Source organism: Streptomyces acidicola (assembly GCF_009377235.1).
Lineage (GTDB): Bacteria > Actinomycetota > Actinomycetes > Streptomycetales > Streptomycetaceae > Streptomyces > Streptomyces acidicola.
This window is the reverse complement of the sequence record NZ_VMNX01000045.1, coordinates 1-14,123: the sequence shown is the minus strand read 5'-3', so window position 1 is coordinate 14,123 and position 14,123 is coordinate 1. Positions and strand designations below refer to the sequence as shown.

The 14,123-nt window shown below is 71.0% G+C and carries 15 protein-coding genes and 1 pseudogene; 13 read left to right on the top strand and 3 right to left on the bottom strand.

The genetic code is table 11. From position 1 onward, the window contains the following. The first annotated feature begins 9 nt into the window (after nucleotides 1–9). Nucleotides 10–825: an SAM-dependent methyltransferase gene (locus FPZ41_RS14905; RefSeq protein WP_152862821.1), complete on the top strand. Its 816-nt coding sequence runs from the start codon at nucleotides 10–12 to the stop codon at nucleotides 823–825. Between the two features lie 93 nt (nucleotides 826–918). Here the strand turns inward: FPZ41_RS14905 and FPZ41_RS14900 are convergent, their stop codons facing one another. The 3 genes from FPZ41_RS14900 to FPZ41_RS14890 form a co-directional block, all read right to left on the bottom strand. Next, nucleotides 919–1,971, bottom strand: a complete 1,053-nt coding sequence (locus tag FPZ41_RS14900) for a threonine aldolase family protein (protein WP_152862820.1) — start codon at nucleotides 1,969–1,971, stop codon at nucleotides 919–921. Nucleotides 1,972–2,061: 90 nt separating this feature from the next. Then, on the bottom strand, nucleotides 2,062–2,754 hold the full coding sequence (locus tag FPZ41_RS14895) for a TetR/AcrR family transcriptional regulator C-terminal domain-containing protein (protein ID WP_152862818.1): 693 nt from the start codon (nucleotides 2,752–2,754) through the stop codon (nucleotides 2,062–2,064). Between the two features lie 84 nt (nucleotides 2,755–2,838). Next, entirely contained in the window at nucleotides 2,839–3,588 is a 750-nt protein-coding gene (locus FPZ41_RS14890; protein ID WP_152862815.1) for a TioE family transcriptional regulator, read from the bottom strand. 58 nt (nucleotides 3,589–3,646) lie between these two features. On the opposite strand from FPZ41_RS14890, the gene FPZ41_RS14885 reads away from it, so the two are divergent. From FPZ41_RS14885 to FPZ41_RS14830, 12 genes and pseudogenes are all read left to right on the top strand, one after another. After that, entirely contained in the window at nucleotides 3,647–4,867 is a 1,221-nt protein-coding gene (locus FPZ41_RS14885) for an erythromycin esterase family protein (RefSeq protein WP_152862813.1), read from the top strand. Nucleotides 4,868–5,079: 212 nt separating this feature from the next. Beyond that, a complete protein-coding gene (locus FPZ41_RS14880) occupies nucleotides 5,080–5,925 on the top strand; it encodes a CPBP family intramembrane glutamic endopeptidase (protein WP_322620246.1) in 846 nt (281 codons plus the stop codon). Then, nucleotides 5,922–7,076, top strand: a complete 1,155-nt coding sequence (locus tag FPZ41_RS14875) for a sensor histidine kinase (protein ID WP_322620245.1) — start codon at nucleotides 5,922–5,924, stop codon at nucleotides 7,074–7,076. The genes FPZ41_RS14880 and FPZ41_RS14875 overlap by 4 nt, the downstream gene beginning before the upstream one ends. Then, the gene (locus tag FPZ41_RS14870; RefSeq protein WP_322620244.1) at nucleotides 7,073–7,732 is read left to right on the top strand and encodes a response regulator transcription factor; all 660 of its coding nucleotides are present in this window, start codon (nucleotides 7,073–7,075) and stop codon (nucleotides 7,730–7,732) included. Before FPZ41_RS14875 ends, FPZ41_RS14870 begins: the two co-directional genes overlap by 4 nt. 41 nt (nucleotides 7,733–7,773) lie before the next feature. Beyond that, nucleotides 7,774–8,190 (top strand): type 1 periplasmic-binding domain-containing protein, encoded by a 417-nt coding sequence (locus FPZ41_RS48260; protein ID WP_228022737.1) that lies wholly within the window; start codon nucleotides 7,774–7,776, stop codon nucleotides 8,188–8,190. Then, nucleotides 8,171–8,794, top strand: a complete 624-nt coding sequence (locus FPZ41_RS14860) for an HAD family hydrolase (RefSeq protein ID WP_152862811.1) — start codon at nucleotides 8,171–8,173, stop codon at nucleotides 8,792–8,794. Before FPZ41_RS48260 ends, FPZ41_RS14860 begins: the two co-directional genes overlap by 20 nt. Beyond that, the gene (locus FPZ41_RS14855; protein ID WP_152862809.1) at nucleotides 8,787–9,800 is read left to right on the top strand and encodes a LacI family DNA-binding transcriptional regulator; all 1,014 of its coding nucleotides are present in this window, start codon (nucleotides 8,787–8,789) and stop codon (nucleotides 9,798–9,800) included. Before FPZ41_RS14860 ends, FPZ41_RS14855 begins: the two co-directional genes overlap by 8 nt. Before the next feature lie 148 nt (nucleotides 9,801–9,948). After that, nucleotides 9,949–10,788, top strand: coding sequence for a carbohydrate ABC transporter permease (locus FPZ41_RS14850; RefSeq protein ID WP_194236091.1), 840 nt, complete (start codon nucleotides 9,949–9,951; stop codon nucleotides 10,786–10,788). Next, nucleotides 10,785–11,606 carry a carbohydrate ABC transporter permease gene (locus FPZ41_RS14845; RefSeq protein WP_152862805.1) on the top strand — a complete coding sequence of 274 codons (822 nt, stop codon included), beginning with the start codon at nucleotides 10,785–10,787 and terminating at the stop codon, nucleotides 11,604–11,606. The genes FPZ41_RS14850 and FPZ41_RS14845 overlap by 4 nt, the downstream gene beginning before the upstream one ends. A gap of 52 nt (nucleotides 11,607–11,658) precedes the next feature. Continuing rightward, nucleotides 11,659–13,086 (top strand): extracellular solute-binding protein, encoded by a 1,428-nt coding sequence (locus FPZ41_RS14840; RefSeq protein WP_152862803.1) that lies wholly within the window; start codon nucleotides 11,659–11,661, stop codon nucleotides 13,084–13,086. After that, on the top strand, nucleotides 13,083–13,781 hold the full coding sequence (locus tag FPZ41_RS14835; RefSeq protein WP_322620243.1) for a 2'-5' RNA ligase family protein: 699 nt from the start codon (nucleotides 13,083–13,085) through the stop codon (nucleotides 13,779–13,781). Before FPZ41_RS14840 ends, FPZ41_RS14835 begins: the two co-directional genes overlap by 4 nt. A gap of 233 nt (nucleotides 13,782–14,014) precedes the next feature. After that, nucleotides 14,015–14,123, top strand: a pseudogene (locus tag FPZ41_RS14830) (sugar ABC transporter ATP-binding protein); the annotation flags it as partial.

Below are 14,123 nucleotides of genomic sequence, written 5' to 3'. Positions count from 1 at the left end.
GGGAACAGCATGAGCACCCCCCACGCCGCGCGGGACATCGACACCAGTCGGCCGCACTCCGCCCGCATGTACGACTACTACCTCGGTGGCAAGGACCACTTCGACATCGACAAGAAGGCGGCCGAGTCGGTCGCCGCGGCCTATCCCGGCATCTTCGTGTGCGCCCGCGAGAACCGTGCCTTCATGCACCGGGCCACCCGCGTCCTCGCGCGCGAGCACGGCATCCGGCAGTGGCTCGACATAGGCACCGGCATCCCCACCGAGCCGAACCTGCACCAGGTGGCCCAGGCCGTGGTGCCCGAGGCCAAGGTGGTCTACGCCGACAACGATCCCCTCGTCCTCAAGTACGCCGAGCGCCTCATGCGCAGCACGTCCCAGGGCCGTACCACGTATATCGAGGCGGACGTCAACGACCCCCAGTCGCTCCTGGACGCCCCCGAACTGGCCGAGGTCCTGGATCTCGGCCGGCCCGTGGCCCTGTCCCTGAACGCGCTCATGCACTTCATCACCGACGCCCAGGACCCGTACGGCATCGTCGACCGTCTGCTGGGCGTCCTCCCCTCGGGCAGCGCCCTGGCACTGAGCCACTGCACGCCCGACTTCGACCCGTCCACCTGGGAGAAGGTCACCGCGATCTACACCAACGCCGGAACACCCGTGCAGTTCCGCTCCCAGAAGGACGTCGCGCGCTTCTTCGACGGGCTCGACCTCCTCGACCCCGGTATCAGCGTCGGCCACCGCTGGCGCCCCGACGCCCCGGCCGGTGACGCCACCCCCACGGACGCCGAGGTCAGTCTGTGGACCGGGGTGGGCATCAAGCGGTAGGCACCGCGGCGAGGGGCCGGGCGACCGGCCCCTGAGCGCCGCCGGATCACTCCCGCTCACCACTGCCCAAGCACACCTCGGGTGTGTCCAACGTCAGGCGGCATGCCGGCTGACGGCTTGGAGGAGATGGTCGACGTCCTGGGGAGTGGTGGCGAAGGAGGTGACGAAGCGGACGACGCCCGGCTCCCAGCGGTCGTGGTAGAAGGCGTAGCCGTCGGCCAGGAGCCCCTCCGTGACCTGCTGGGGCAGACGGCAGAAAAGGATGTTGGCGTCGGCGGCGCCGAGCAGTCCGACCTCGGGTATGCCCTTCAGTCCCTCCTGGAGACGGGCGGCCATGGCATTGGCGTGGGTCGCGTTGTGCAGCCACAGGTCGTCGGTGAGGTAGGCGTCCAACTGCGCGGCGTGGAAACGCATCTTGGAGGCGAGCTGACCGGCTCGCTTGGCGCGGAAGGCCAGTTCGGCGGTGAGGGAGCGGTCGAAGACGACGATCGCGTCGGCGGTCATCGTGCCGTTCTTGGTGGCCCCGAAGGACAACAGGTCGACACCGGCCCGCCAGGTCAGCTCGGCGGGAGTACGGCCGAGGGAGGCGACGGCTCCCGCGAACCGGGCACCGTCCATGTGCAGGCGCAGCCCCGCGTCCTCGGCGATCGAACCGAGGGTGCGGATCTCGTCGAGGGTGTAGACCGCCCCGGTCTCCGTGGCCTGAGTGACGCTCACGACCGAGGGTTCCACGCTGTGTACGTCCCCGGCCTTGTGCCGTCCGGCCGCCCGTAGTTCACGGGGGTCGATCTTGGCGTCGTCACCACCGAGCGGTACGAGCTTGGCTCCTGCGGTGTAGAACTCGGGCGCCCCGCACTCGTCGTTGTTGATGTGACTGTCACGGTGGCACAGCACGCTGCCCCAGGGCGGAGTCAGCGCCGCCAGGCTCAGTGCGTTCGCCGCCGACCCCGTGGAGACCAGCAGTACGTCCACCTCGCACTCGAAGATGTCGCCCAGCCGACGCCGGACCGCGGCCGTGCTGTCGTCGGCCCCGTAGGGCATGGCATGCCCGGAGGCCGCCCGCGCCACGGCCTCGATGATTTCCGGGGAGGTGCCGGCGGCGTTGTCGCTGCTGAAGATGCGTGCGGTGGGAGTCGTGGTGCTCATGGCCGAAGTCCTTGCTGTTCCTGGGCGATGAAGGGGGGTGGTCGTGATGTCCCGGCTCGGTGTGATGTCCCCGGCTGGGTGTCCGGCGAGTCAGGCTCCGCGGCGGCGACCGGGTGCCGCGGAGCCCGCAGGCGGGGCGGGCGTCGCGGTCGGGTCGGCCGCGTGGATGAGCTGGCGCAGGGCCTCGTAGTACACCTCGTGGTCGGTCACGGCAGGCACGATCGCGGCGAGATGGCCGGTCAGCACCGGGAACGCCTCCGGGTCGAGCGCGGCCAGCGCCGTACGGGTCGCCGTCTGGGCCGACTTCGGGTCACGGTGATCGACGAAGCTCGCGCTGCCGAGGGTGAGCAGGTACATCCGCCGGTACACGGCGATCGCCGCCTCGGGGGTCATCCCGGCCGCGAGGCTGTCGGCAAGCTGCGGCTCGACCAGGCGGGCCAGCAGGTTCGGGCCCAGCCAGGGGCGCGTGCCACGCAGCGCGAGCAGTCCCGGATGAGCCGCCAGCAGGCGGTACAGCGCGGTGAACCGGGTCTCGGTGGCGTCGGCCCAGTCGGTGTCGGGCTCGGCCTCGGGCAGCCGGGCGGCCAGGTGGTCGGTGCACAGGTCCAGCAGTCCGGCCAGGTCGGTGCAGCGACGCTGGAGAGAAGCGAGGGAGATCTCCAGCCGCGTGGCCAGCGCACGGAAGGTCAGCGCCTCGGGGCCGCCCTCATCGATCAGGAGGAGGGCGGTTTCGGCGATGCGGTCCGGGGTCGCCCGGTCCAGTGACGGGGAGTGGCGGGGCATACGAGTCATTGTACGGTACGTCGTATCGAACCCGTTCACCGGCAGTCCCTGTCCCTCTCGGATCAACTGCCTCGACGGCTCGGTTCAGGCCCTGTCCGGTCCGCGCTCGCGGAGGTACGCCTCCAGTTCGGCGGCCCCGGCCAGCATCGCGCGCCCGCGGGCGGACAGTCGGCTGCGCCAGTCGTGCAGGGCGGCCTCCAGCGGTTCCAGCCCACCGGCCGCCCGCACCTGGGCGATCAGCGGGGCGATCTGCTCCAGCAGGTAGCCGCCCCGCCTGAGTTGGTGGGCCAGCCGGGCGTCCCGCACGTCGGCCTCGTCGTAGACGCGGTACCCGGTCAGGGGGTCGCGGCGCGGGTGCACCAGCCCGGCGCGCTCCCATTTGCGCAGCGTCGCGGGCCGGATTCCGAGCTTCCCCGCCAGCGGCCCGATGAACGTGGCGCCGGGCTCGGGCACCGCAGTCGGCTCGGACTCGGACGCCCCGGTGGGCGCCAGGTCGCGGAGGGCGCTCTCCACGGCCTGGAGGGTCCGACGGTCGTCGAGGAGCTCTGCGTGGCTCTCGTCGATGAGGCGGAACGCCTCCTCGGCCGTGCCCTCGTTCACGGCCCGCATGATCGACGCCGCCGTCTGGTGGCTGTGGCCGGGCACCAGGGCGAGGAAGGCGCGCAGGGCCGCCGCGTGCAGCGAGGTGTAGGTGCGGTAGCCGTGAGCCGTGCGACTGGCGGCCGGAAGGATGCCAGCCTCCTCGTAGTTCCTGATCGCCTGCGTGGACAGACCGTGCCCACGTGCCAGATCAACCGGCCTGAGCCGCTCGCCGTTTTGAAGGTTTCGCTCCATGGGCCTGCCGATATCGCGGAGAAGTTTCAATCGAAGGTTCAACGATAGCGTTGAAGGCATGGTTACCGACATCAAGGACACCGCCCATGCCGTCGAGGCCGCCGCCGTCATGAGGCTGCTCCCGGCCCGGCCGCGGCTGCTCGCCCTGGGCGAGCCCACCCACGGCGAGGACACCCTGCTCGACCTGCGCAACGAGCTCTTCCAGCAGCTCGTCGAGGAGGAGGGCTACCGGACGATCGCGATCGAGAGCGACTGCATGATGGGCCTGGTCGTGGACGCCTACGTCACCTCGGGCACGGGCACGCTCGACGACGTCATGGAGCAAGGATTCAGCCACGGGTGGGGCGCGTCCGGGGCCAACCGCGAGCTCGTGCGCTGGATGCGTGCCTACAACGTCCGCGCCGACACCGACGGCCGGCCCGCGTCCGAGCGGCTCCGCTTCGCCGGTTTCGACGGCCCGCTGGAGATCACCGGCGCCGCGAGCCCCCGGCAGGCCCTCACCGCGCTCCACGACTGTCTCTCGACCCAGGTGGACGCGGACCTGCTCCCCTGCACCGCGGAAACGCTCGACCGCCTGCTCGGCACCGACGACCGGTGGACCAACCCCGCCGCGATGATGGACCCGGCCCAGTCCGCGGGGCAGTCGGCCGAGGCCAGGGAGCTGCGGCTGCTCGCCGACGATCTGGTGGCGCTGCTCGACGCGCAGACGCCGCACCTGATCACGGCGACCTCGCGGGACGACTGGGACCGTGCCCGCCTCTACGGGCGCACCGCAACCGGCCTGCTGCGCTACCACTTCTGGATGGCCGACACCTCACCGGCCCGCATGACGCGGCTGGTGGGCCTGCGGGACCTGATGATGGCCGACAACCTCCGCGCCGTCGCCGAACGGGGCCCGGCACTGGTCCACGCCCACAACGGGCATCTCCAGCGGCACAAGAGCACGATGCGCATGTGGGACCAGCCGCTGCTGGAGTGGTGGAGCGCGGGCGCGCTGGTGAGCGCCCACCTGGGCGGCGGGTATGCCTTCCTGGCCACGGCGCTCGGCACGATCCGGCACCAGGGTGTGGACACCCCGCCCCCGGACACCGTCGAAGGACTCCTGTACGCGCTCCCGGAGGACCACCGCGTCGTCGACCCCCGTCGGCTGGCCACCGCCCTCGGCGACACACGGCCCGCTGCCCGCGTGTCCCCGTACTACGGCTACTCCCCACTCGACCCGGCCCACCTGGCCGGGAACGACGGGATCGTGTTCGTCAAGGACGTCCCGCAGAGCTAGACCCGACAGCACCCGTACAGCGCCGGACAGTACCCCGACGGTCGATCCGGCAGTCCTTCGGCCGCGCGCTCGTGCCCCGTGCACATGGTGTCCGTCCCCCGTGCGAGCTAAGCGCAGGTGTCCACCCTGTGGTGACGATTCCGGACCACCGACTCCGTAGCGTTCGACTCAACCGCGGCGCTCCGGCCGCGCGTTGGGCGAAGGAGTCTTCAGTGAGACTGGTTTGGCAGCTCGTGGCCGTCGCGGCGGTCGCCCTCATCGGCAGCCAGGGCGTTGCCGCGGTCCGGGGGAATCCGTGGCTCACGCCGGCCCTCGGCCTCCTGACAGCGGTACTTGCGGTACTTGTCCACGGGTGGGTGGTGCGGCGGACGGAGCACCGCCCGTCCCTGGATGTGGCCCGGGAGGGTGCAGCGGCCGCGATCGGCCGGGGTGTGCTGATCGGCGTCGCGATGTTCGGGGCCGTCATCGTGAACATCGCCTTCCTCGGGGGCTACGAGATCAACGGCCTGGGCTCGCTGACGGGCGCGGCGGGGCTGTTCGGCCTCATGGCCGCCGCCTCCGTGACAGAGGAACTGATGTTCCGCGGCATCCTGTTCCGGATCGTCGAGGAACGCACCGGCACATGGATCGCGCTCGCGCTGACCGGCCTGCTGTTCGGCCTGATGCACTTGTTCAACCCGAACGCCGGCCTGTGGGGTGCCATCGCCATCGCGATCGAGGCCGGCGGCATGCTCGGCGCCGCGTACGCCGCCACTCGCAACCTGTGGGTGCCGATCGGCCTGCACTTCGGCTGGAACTTCGCCGCGTCCGGCATCTTCAGCACCGTGGTCTCGGGCAACGGCACTACGCGGGGACTGCTGGACGCCACGATGTCCGGCCCGGTGCTGATCACCGGCGGCGACTTCGGCCCGGAGGGAAGCCTGTACTCGGTGCTGTTCGGCGTGCTGCTGACGATCGTGTTCCTGCGGCTGGCCCGTCGGCGCGGCCATCTGGTGCCCCGCCCGGCCCGCCGTCGGCGCGCCGACCGGATCGCCGCCGACGCTACACTCCCCCGGTGATCGATCTTCGGCGGGTCCCGGAACGGTGGCGCCAGTTCGACGTCATCGTCCGGGATCTCCCGCTGGGGTTGCTGTTCCTCGCCGCGTCGTGCGTGCCGGCCTTCGCCAACCACGGGACACGGCTCGGCGGCGTGCCGGACCGCCCCTTCGACGCGGTGGCCGTCGTGGTGGTCGCCCTCGAATGTCTCCCGCTCGCCGTACGCCGGCGCTGGCCGGTCGTCTGTCTCGCCCTGGTGTCGCTCGGCTTCGCCCTCGACCAGCTCCGCGGCTACCACACACTCGCGGGAACCGCGCTGCCCATCGCGCTGCTCAGCACGGGAGCCCATCTCGAACGGCACCGGCGTGCCACCGCACTCCTCTTCTCCGTGGCGTATGTGCCACTGGCGGTCGCGCTCCTACAGCTCGGTTCGGGCGAACCGCCGGTGGAGTTCATGACGTTCTACCCGGTGCTGGCCCTCGCCTGGGGCGCCGGGGCCTGGCTGCGCCGCGACCGGGCCGCGGAGGCCGAACGCCGCCGCCGCGTCGCCGAGGACACCCGGACCGCCGAACGCGCCCGCATCGCCCGCGAACTCCACGACGTCGTGACCCACCATGTGACGGCGATGGTGGTGCAGGCCGAGGCGGCACGCTGTCTGACCGCCGCGCCGGAGCGCCTCGACCAGACCCTGACCACGGTCACCGATACCGGCCGACGGGCCATCACCGACCTCCGGCACCTGCTCGACCTGCTCAACCCCGACCACGGCACCGGGGCCAGGACACCGTCCGTCGGCAGACTTCTCACGCTCGTGGAGCAGACGCGCCGGGCCGGGCAGCCGGTGGAGTTCACCGAGAAGGGCACGCCGGCGGAGTCGACCGGCAGCGCCGACCTCGTGGCCTACCGGGTCGTGCAGGAGGCCCTGACGAACGCCCTCAAGTACGCCCATGGCAGTCGCACCTCGGTCCAGGTGCACCATGGCGAAAGGGAGATCACCGTGGAGGTCAGCACGGACGGTTCCGGCTCGCGGACCCGGTCCCCCGGCGGGAGCGGACGGGGCCTCGCCGGTCTCCGTGAACGGGTCGGCGTCCTGGGCGGCGACTTCAGCGCGGGAGACCGAACGGGCGGCGGCTTCGTCGTGCGCGCGCGTATACCCGCGGGCAGCCCGTCGTGACCGCGCCGATCCGGGTCCTGGTCTGCGACGACCAGATGCTGATCCGCACCGGACTGGTCACGATCATCGATGCCCAGCCCGACCTTGAGGTCGCGGGCGAGTGCGGAGACGGGCAGGCCGCGGTCGACCTCGCGGGTCGGCTGCGCCCCGATGTCGTGGTGATGGATGTACGCATGCCCGTGCTCGACGGCATCGAGGCCACCCGCCTGCTGGCCGGGGCGGGCGTGCCGCATCCGGTCAAGGTGCTCGTGGTGACCACGTTCAACCTGGACGAGTACGTCTACGAGGCGCTGCGCGCGGGAGCGAGCGGGTTCCTGCTCAAGGACGCACCGCCGGCCCAACTGCTCCACGGGATCCGGACCGTGGCCGCGGGCGCGGCGCTGCTGGACCCCGAGGTGACGCGGCAGCTCGTGGGCAGGTACGCCGCCAGGATCCGTCCCCTCGAGGGGACCTCGCACGACATCCCGCTGACCCCCCGTGAACTGGAGGTCCTTCGCCTCATCTCGGCCGGCCTCTCCAACAGCGAGATCGCCGCGACCCTCCTGATAAGCCAGGAGACCGTCAAAACCTTCGTGTCCCGTATCCTCGCCAAACTCCAACTCCGCGACCGCGTACAAGCAGTCGTCTATGCGTACCGCCGAGGCCTGGTGACCTGAGCCGAGACCGCGAAAAGGCGTTCAGCGCCGCAGGCTGCGACGTGCTGCTCTACACCCCGGGCTCACCGGAGTCGCGCGAACGCTTCCTCACCGAGCTGCCCGTGCGCAAACGGGTGGACGCCGTGCTCCCGCTGCTCATCCCCGACGAAGACGAAGCCGCCGCGCTGCGCTCCTGCGGACTGCCGTTGGCCACCGTCGTCGGCGGGGCCCGGGACGGCTTCACCGTCGCCGGTATCGACGACCACGCCGGCGCCGGCAGCGCCGCGACTCGCCCGATACCGAGCCGTCCGGGCACGTGCAGATGCCCACCCGCCTCGTCCTGCGCGAGACCACAGCCCCGTCCAGCCCGCGCGGGCGTACCCGGAGCGGTGTCGGCGCTCGCCCCGTGGCTTCGGGCGTTGCGGCGTGCGTTGAAGGAGAGTCGCTATCATCCCACCTGTGGAACGTTCCCAAAGTGAATCATCAACCATAGTCGTCTGGGATCTCGGCGGCGTCCTGGCTCCCTCGGGCCGTGCGCTGGGCGCGCTGGCCGCCGCTCTCGACGTACCCGAGTCCGACCTTGCCGGCCCGTACTGGGCCCACCGCGATGCCTACGACCTGGGCGGCTCTCCCGATGAGTACTGGCACCGGATCGCGAAGGATCTGGGGCGCCCGCCGGACGAGGCTTGGGTCGACCGGCTCGACCGTATCGACACCGAGTGCTGGGCGGCCCTCGAATCCGACGCCGGCGAACTGCTCACCCGGTTGGCAGGCCGCGGAATACCGTTGGGGGTCCTGTCCAACGCGCCGGTCTCGCTGGCGAAGGCGGTCCGACGGGCCTCATGGGGCGGTCTCTTCGAGACGCTGGTCTTCTCCTCCGACCTCGGGCTGATGAAACCGGACCCGCTCATCTACCGGGGCGCCGACGAACGGCTCGGCCGTGCCTCCTCGGACGTCGTGTTCTTCGACGACCGGCAGGAAAACGTCGCGGCGGCGCGCGCCCACGGCTGGCGCGCCCACGTGTGGACGGGAGCCGAGACGGCCGCCACCGTGCTCGCCCAGGAGGGTGTGCTCGATGGCTGACCGGCCGCGCAATCCCACGATCATCGACGTGGCCCGGCTGGCCGGGGTGTCCAAGTCGGTGGTGTCCCGGGTCGTCTCGGGGCGCGGCAGCGTAGGAGAGGAGACCCGGCGGCGGGTGCTGCGGGCCGCGGAGGAACTGGGCTATGTCGTCAACGCCGTGGCCCGGGCCATGGTCGCCCACCGGACCTACACCGTCGGGGCGTTCGTCCGCGACGCGGCGACGCCCTTCTACGGCCACCTTCTCACCGCGATGCAGGAGCGCGCGGCGTTCCACGGCTATCGGGTGGTCACCGCGACGGGCTCCGGCGGGTTCGAAGTGAGCGACGAGTACCGGGCGTTGGAGACCCTCGCGATGCTGCGGGTCGAGGCGTTGATCGTGTGCAGCGGGCTGCTGCCGAGCGAGCAGATCCTGCCGTTCGCCGCGCGGTTGCCCACCGTGGTGGCGGGGCGACCGGAGACGCATCCGAGCATCACCAGCGTCTACTGCGACGAGGACGAGGGAGGCACCACGCTGGCGGGCCACCTCCTCGATCTGGGGCATCGTGAGGTCGCGGTGGTCACCGTGCCGGCCAGCAGCTCCGTGACGCTGGGGCCACGGACGGCGGCCATGACCCGCCGCCTGCGGGAGCGTGGAGCACGCGTGCTCGAAATTCCGGGGCCGCATCGGGAGACAGCCGGCGCATGGGCGACCGAAGTGCTGCGACATCCCGAGATCACCGCCGTGATGGCCCCCAGCGACCGGCACGCGATCGCCCTGATGGAACAACTCCGCCTGCGAGATGTGGCCGTACCCGAACGGCTGTCGGTGACCGGCTACGACGGCATCGGGGACCTGACGACGTCCCTGATCGGACTGACGCACTGGCGCCAGCCGATCGACCTGATCGGCAGCCGGGCCGTGGACGCTCTCGTGCGGTTGCTCGACGGTGAGCAGCCGCCCGACCACCACCAAGTGCTGAACGGCACGCTGGTGGTGGGCCGCACGACCGCCCCTCCGACCGGCTGACCCGCTTTTTGCGGACTGTTCACTCGATGGCTACTGCGCTTGCCGGACCTGAAGTGGGAACGTTCCACACATGATTGGGAACGTTCCACTCCACCGCGGCGCAGCACGTCGCCCGGTCTGGCTCCCGCGCAGCCTCGCTGGACCGCTGATGGTCCTGCCATGCGTCGGCCTGTTGCTCGTCTTCGCGTACTGGCCGGTCGTCCGCGGTGTCGTCCTGAGCCTGTACGGCAACGATCTGCTGGGCGACCCGACGCGGTTCGTCGGACTCGACCAGTACGCCGAGCTGTTCACCGATCCGGAGCTGCGCCGGGCGCTACTCACCACGGTGGTGATAGCCGGGCTCAGCGTGCTGCTCTCGGTGGGCGGCGCGCTCGCCGCGGTGCTCCCGCTGCGCCGGGCCGCGCGCAGGCCGCGGGCCGTGGTGTCGGTGCTGCTGTCCATGCCGTTCGCGTACTCGGCGGCGGCGTCGGCGGCCGTGTTCGCGGGCCTGTTCGCCCCGGCGGTCGGAACCCTCAACCAGGTGCTGGCCCACCTCGGCGTCACCGGACCGGAGTGGCTGCGCTCTCCGGAATGGGCCATTCTCTCCGTGTCGATCGCCACTGCCTGGTACGAGTTCGGGTTCGCCTTCCTCGTCCTGCTTGCCGCGATGACCCAACTCGACCAGCACGTCATCGAGGCCGCGGCACTGGACGGCGCGTCGGGGCCCCGGCTGGCCCGCTCGGTGATCATCCCCATGCTCCGGCCGAGCCTGATATTCCTCCTGGTCACCCAGACCATCAGCGGGCTACAGGTGTTCACTCAGGTCCAGGTCCTCACCCGGGGCGGCCCGGCCGACGCCACGTCGACGCTGGTCTTCGAGCTGTACCAGCGCGCCTTCGGCGAGGCGCTCCCCCACGTCGGCTCGGCCTCGGCCCTGGCCGTGGTCCTGCTGCTCCTCGTCCTGCTGATCACCGCGATCCAGTTCCGGGTGCTGAGGAGGTGGGCATGACACGCCGTCACGCAGCCTCGCTGCTGCGCTGGCTGTGGCTGGGCGCCGTGGTCGTGGTCGTCGCGTTCCCCGTCTACGCCACCGTCGTCACCGCTCTGCTGCCCCCGACCGACGTGGCCGCCGGCCGACTCGTCCCCAGGCCGGACCGGCTCACCCTGGACAACGTGCGCACCGTCCTGGGCACCGCGCCCCTCGCCCAGCAGTACCTGGTCAGCGTGGCCGTCACCGCCCTGCAGGCCGCCGCCCAGCTGACCACGGCCGCACTGGCCGCGTACGCGCTCGTCTTCCCCCGCTGGCGCGGCCGCGGCGTGGCCTTCGCGCTGGTGCTGGCCACCCTGGCCTTCCCCGGGGAGAGCCTGGTCATCCCCAACTTCCAGCTCGTCAGCGGGCTCGGGCTGCGCGACACCGTGCTCGGTATCGTCATCCCGTACCTGGCCGCCGGCTACGCGGTCTTCCTGCTCCGCCAGGCGTTCCTCGCGCTGCCGCGGGAGGTCTGGGAGGCCGCCCGCATGGACGGCTGCGGTGACCTGCGCGCCCTCGTGCTCGTCGTCCTGCCCATGGCCCGGCCGCAGTTGGTCACGGCGGCGATGTGGTGCGCCCTGTCGGCGTGGAACGGCTACTTCTGGCCGCTGCTCATCACCGACTCCCCCCAGCGTCGCACCATCCAGGTCGGTCTCGCCCAACTCGTCGTGGACCAGGTCACCGCACCGGCCGTCATCTACGCCGGCACCCTCCTGGTCCTGCTGCCGACCCTGCTGCTCGTCCTCTTCGGCCAGCGCTTCCTGGTCCGGGGCCTGGCGGCACGGGTCACCACGTAGACGCCCCCCACAGCCTCACCCGTACACAACCGAGCAAGAAAGACGATTCGCCATGTCCACGTTTCCTTCATCGCTCCCTCCCCGAGCCAGACTGCGAGCACGCGTCGCGGCCGGCTGCCTGACGACCGCCCTCGCCCTGACCCTCACCGCCTGCGGCGGCTCCGACGGCGGCTCCGATGACGGGAAGGCCGCCGACGCGGCGCCCGGACCGTCGGCGCTGGACGGCGCGAAGAACGCGGTGACCGTGACGCTGTGGCACGGCCTCGGCGGCCCGGCCGGTCAGGCGCTGCAGAACGAGATCGACGCGTTCAACAAGGCCAACGCCGGAAAGATCGTGGTGAAGGCGTCGTTCCAGGGCAGCTATGCCGACGCCATCGCCAAGTACACCTCCGCGATCCGCAGCGGCGGCACACCGAGCGTCATGATCTCCAACGACATCACCAGCGGCTATCTGCGCGACGCCGGACAGACCGTCTCCGCCCAGGACATGGCCGCCGCCAACCCGAAGGACCTCGACCTCGACAAGCTCCGCCCGGCGGCGCGCAACTACTACACAGCCGACGGCAAGCTCCTGGCCGTACCGCTGAACACGTCCATGCCCCTGCTGTACGTCAACGACAAGCTGCTGGACCGGGCGAAGGTCGACCGCTCGACCCTCGGCACCCTCACGGGCGTGGCCGAGGCCGCGCGGAAGGTCCACGCCGCGCTGCCCGATGTGAAGGGCATCGACCAGCCCTTGGACGGCTGGTGGTTCGAGCAGCTCACCGCCGCGGCCGGGGTCCCCTACTGCACGCCGGACAACGGCCGGAAGTCGGGCGGAGCCACGGCGCTGTCCCTCACCAGCGCGGCGCAGCGCTCCGCGTTCGGCATCATGGCCAAGCTCTACACCGACGGCGTCGGCCTCGACACCGGCGACGACGGCAACGCCGCCCTGTCGGCTTTCGCCGCGGGCAAGACCGCCATGATGTTCAACTCCAGCGGCGCGATCGGCGGCCTCACCGAGGCGGGCATGAAGGGCTACAGCGCGCTGCCCTACCCCCTGTCCGGCTCGCCGTCCACGGCGGGCGCCGCGATCGGTGGCGCCGCGATGTGGGTGGACCGGGCCGGACACAGCGCGGCCGAGCAGGTGGCCGGCTGGAAGCTGGTCAGCTACCTCGCCTCCCCCGAAGCGCAGGAACGATTCGCCAAGGCATCGGGATACGCCCCCATCAACACCGACGTCGACAACTCGTCCACGTGGAAGGCGTTCCTCGCCCAGCACGAGCCCTACGCCGTGCTCGGCAAGCAGTTCGCCGACACCCCCGCCACGACGGCCACCTCCGGCTGCCTCAGCGGCGCCATGCCGGGTGTGCGTGAAGCGGTCGTGCCGGAGATGCAGCAGGCGTTCAGCGGCAAGAAGTCGATCGACAGCGCCCTGAAGGCAGCGCAGGACGCGGCGACGGCGAAGATCAAGGACTACCGGGAGCAGGCGGGACAGTGACCGACACGACCAGCACGACCAACACCACGACAATCACGACCGCGGACTCCAACGAGCGCTTCGCACAGGCTCCCGGAGACCCGTACCGCTACGGCGTCTACCTGCGCCCCGACCCCGTCACCTGCACCGCGGTCACCGCCGTGACCAGCCAACTGCGGGCGCAGTACGGGCTCGTCTCGGCGGGCGCGTTCCCGCCGCACGCGACCTTGGTCGGCAGCCGGCATCTCCCTGGCCCCGTCGAGGAGACCATCGACGCCGTGACCCGGGCAGTGGCCGACGTCCCCGCCTTCACCGTCCACAACGCGGGTGTCCGCCGTCAGGGCGTGGGGCTGGTCTACGACGTCCACCACCTCGCCGACGGCATCACCCCGAACACGGCGTTCGTGGACCTCGCCGCCCGGATCGACACGGCCGTCGCCCCCCTGGAGACACCGGCACCCAACCCGTCGGGAAACCCCTTCGACGCCGACACGTTCCAGGCCCACCTGTCGCTGCTCTCGCACGACATGTACGAACGCCCGGACCTGTTCGCCGAGGTCGAGGAGTACGTCTCCGGACTGCCCGTGCCCTTCTCGGACAGCTTCCCGGGTGACACCGTCACCCTCTACCGCACCCGCAGCGACGACTGGACGGGCCGCTGGTGGCAGACGCTCACCTGGGAGCACGTTTACACCTGGCGCCTGCGCCACCACTGAGCAGCTCCGGGGACGGACCGCCCCGTCTCCCCACAGGCTGCGCTCCAATCGCCGACAAACCCCCTCTCACCGAAGGCGGGTGAGAGGGGCCCCGGGCGGCACCGGGCAGGGAGAGAGCGGACCCGAGCGTGCCCTCCCACGAACCACACCCCAACAGAACCACTCGTAGCGGACGCCGTCGTCCGACTCGGATCGTCCGGCACGTTCCTGCCGGTGAAGGGGGCCTGCGACCCATGGCCACTGTCTCGTTCGACAAGGCGACCCGGATCTACCCGGGCACCGAGAAGCCCGCCGTAGACGCGCTCGACATCCACATCGAGGACGGAGAGTTCCTCGTCCTGG